Annotated in this window: 3 protein-coding genes; all 3 read right to left on the bottom strand. The window is 68.0% G+C overall.

Annotated elements, in window-relative coordinates; translation table 11 throughout:
• Positions 1-105 precede the first annotated feature (105 nt).
• Positions 106-858 carry an SDR family NAD(P)-dependent oxidoreductase gene (locus tag VA603_RS09455; RefSeq protein WP_132862606.1) on the bottom strand — a complete coding sequence of 251 codons (753 nt, stop codon included), beginning with the start codon at positions 856-858 and terminating at the stop codon, positions 106-108.
• A gap of 509 nt (positions 859-1,367) precedes the next feature.
• A complete protein-coding gene (locus VA603_RS09450; RefSeq protein WP_323438646.1) occupies positions 1,368-2,234 on the bottom strand; it encodes an SPOR domain-containing protein in 867 nt (288 codons plus the stop codon).
• A gap of 20 nt (positions 2,235-2,254) precedes the next feature.
• The coding region (locus VA603_RS09445; RefSeq protein WP_323438645.1) for an arginine--tRNA ligase at positions 2,255-3,247 on the bottom strand (993 nt) is incomplete at its 5' end.

Genomic DNA, 3,247 nt, shown 5'->3' with positions numbered 1-3,247 from the left:
ATGCGGCCGTCAGGGCCAGTGCCGCGACGGCATGTCCGGGGCGTTCCATCTCGCTGCGTCTCCTTGTCTGTGAATGCGTGGTCCGCACGACCGCCGCTGTGGTGGTCAGGCCTGTCGCGCGACCTGGAAGCCGGCGAAGGACTGGCTGACCGGCATCAGTTCCAGGCGGTTGATGTTCAGGTGCGGCGGCAGCGTGGCCACCCAGAAAACCTGCTCGGCGATGTCGGCAGCCGTCATCGGGTCGGCCCCCTTGTACAACTGGTCCGACGCGGCCTGGTTGCCGTGCGTGCGCACCAGGGTGAATTCGGTTTCGGCCATGCCCGGTTCGATCGCAGTCACGCGCACGCCGGTGCCGTGCAGGTCCGAGCGCAGGCCCAGCGAGAACTGGCTCACGAAGGCCTTGGTGCCGCCGTAGGCATTGCCGCCCGGGTACGGGTAGATGGCGGCGGTGGAACTGATGTTGATGATCGCGCCGCGGCGTTCGATCAGCTTCGGCAGCAGCGCATGGGTCAGCGTGACCAGCGCGGTGATGTTGGTGTCGATCATGGTGCGCCAATCGTCCAGGCTGGCGTGCTGGGCCGCGGCGGTGCCCTGGGCGAGGCCGGCGTTGTTGACCAGCAGGTCGATGTCACGGAAGCCGGCCGGCAATGCCGCCAGCGCCGCCTGCATGGCCGCGCTGTCGCGGATGTCGAACACCGCCGCATGCACGGTGCCGGAACCGAATTCGTCGACCAGCGGCTGCAGGCGTTCGGCACGGCGACCGGTGACGATCACCTTCCAGCCGGCCGATGCGAAGCGACGGGCGGTGGCGGCGCCGAAGCCGGAAGTGGCACCGGTGATCAATGCAGTCTTGGACATTGCGGAATCCTTGGGGCAGGGATTTCGATTTTCGCACTTTGCGGTGGTGCGGGTGTGGGGAGGTCGCCGCCTCAAGCAAAGGGCCAAAGCCAAAGCGCCCCCTCATCCCAACCCTTCTCCCGCAGGCGGGAGAAGGGCTAAAGCCAAGAGCCAAGAGCCAAAGCACCCCTCCTCAACCCTCCCCAGCACCTGCGGCGCTGGGGAGGGTTGAGGAGGGGTGCTCTTTGCAGGTAAATCAACGTCGCAAAAAGATTGAATTTCGAGCAGGCGCGCACTCAAAGCCCCGGGTGCGCTCCGCTTACCCGGGCTACAACGGCACAAACAAAAAGCCCCAACACCAAAGCGATGTCAGGGCCTGAATGTTCGAAGGGCTCTTCAAGTGATCTGTCAGTCGCAGCAGCCCCCTTGAGTAAAGGGGGCGCGCCGACAGGCGCGGGGATTTGGAGAAGAGGGGCACGGGGCCCAAAGTTTGTTTCACAAACTTTGGGGTGAAGCCGCCGTAGGCGACTTCACTGCGCCTTGATCGCCATCGCCTGCAGTCCGCTGCCGTCGAGCTTGGACTTGGCCTCGGCCAGTTCGCTGGCGGTGCCGTACGGCCCCATGCGCACGCGGTACACGGTGTTGCCGTTGATCTGCGCCGATTCCACGCGCGCGGCCAGGCCCATCATCGCCAGCTTGGCCTTGGTGGCTTCGGCCTCGCCGGAAGCGCCGAACGCGCCGGCCTGCAGGATGTAGCGCACGTTCTCGCTGGCTGCCGCAGGTGTGGCGGCGGCCGGTGCCGGGGTTGCCGCGGCCGGCCGGGTAGCGGGCTGGGCGGAGGCGACCTGGGCCGGGCGGGCCGGCGGGGCTTCGGCTACCGGCGTCGGCTGGCGCGGTGCTTCGCTGACCGGTGCCGGCAGGGCGGCGGTGGCCGGCAGCGGGCGACCTTCCAGCGCGGCCTGCGCACGCTGCGCCTCGGTCGGCGGGGGGGCGCTGGCCGCTGCGGCGGCACGCGCAGCCGCGGCACGGCGCTGTTCCTCGGCCTTGGCACTGGCCGCCAGCTCGGCGTCGGACATCTGCACTTCGGTGCCCGGCAGCAGGTTGTAGAACTCGTACTGCGTGGCAGGCTTGTCTTCCGGCTTGGTGGCCGCCTGCGCGGCCGGCCGTGGCACATCCACGCCCGCATCGACGTCGGCATCGGCGACCGGCGCCGGCTGCGCGTCCGGGTTGGGTTGCGGGCCTACCCGCAGGAAACCGTCGCCGTCCTTCTTGAACAGGTTCGGGGCCGCCAGGAACACCACGGCAGCGATCGCCGCGCCGGCGACCAGCCACACCCACCCGGGCGTGCCGTTGCCGCTGTTGCGTCGTGCCTGTGTCTTGCCGCGTCGTGCTGCCATTTCTACTGCGTCTCCTTGACTTACATCTTTTCCGGGGCGCTCACGCCCAGGATGCCCAGGCCATTGGCCAGCACCTGACGGGCCGCGCAGGCCAGCGTCAGCTTGGCGTTGCGCGAGGCCCCGTCGTCCACCAGCACCGGCGTCCCGTGATACCACGTGTGGAAAGCGTGCGCCAATTCACGCAGGTACTGCGCGACCTGGTGCGGTTCCAGCGCGGCGCCGGCGGCTTCCACCACTTCCGGGTAACGCGAGATTTCGTTCATCAGTTCCAACGACAGCTCGTCGCCGAGCAGCGACAGCGCGGCCAGGCCGTCGGCCTGCTTGTAGTCCAGGCCCTTCTCCTGGGCCTGGCGCAGCAGCGAGCAGACGCGGGCATGCGCGTACTGCACGTAGAACACCGGGTTGTCGTTGCTCTGCTGGCGGGCCAGGTCGATGTCGAAGGTCAGCTGCGAGTCCGGCTTGCGCGCGATCAGGAACCAGCGCACCGCGTCGCTGCCCACTTCCTCGATCAGGTCGCGCAGCGTCAGGTAGCTGCCGGCACGCTTGGACAGCTTCACTTCCTCGCCGCCGCGCATCACCGTGACCATCTGGTGCAGCACGTACTCCGGCCAGCCCTGGGGGATGCCCAGGTCCAGCGCCTGCAGGCCGGCGCGCACGCGCGCCAGCGAGCCGTGGTGGTCGGCGCCCAACTCGGTGATGGCGCGCTCGTAGCCGCGCTGCCACTTGCTCAGGTGGTAGGCCACGTCCGGCAGGAAGTAGGTGAAGGTGCCGTCGGACTTGCGCATCACGCGGTCCTTGTCATCACCGAAATCGGTGGAGCGCAGCCACAGCGCGCCGCCTTCCTCGTAGGTATGGCCCGAGCTGATCAGCTGGTTGACGGTCTCGGCGACCTTGCCGTCCTTGTACAGCGAGCTTTCCAGGAAGTAGATGTCGAAATCCACCCCGAACGCGGCCAGGTCCAGGTTCTGCTCGTTGCGCAGGTAGGCCACGGCGAAGCGGCGGATCGCCTCGAT

It is taken from the genome of Stenotrophomonas capsici, from assembly GCF_034961085.1.
Lineage (GTDB): Bacteria > Pseudomonadota > Gammaproteobacteria > Xanthomonadales > Xanthomonadaceae > Stenotrophomonas > Stenotrophomonas capsici.
The sequence above is the reverse complement of the archived record's forward strand: the minus strand, read 5'-3'. Positions and strand labels throughout refer to the sequence as shown.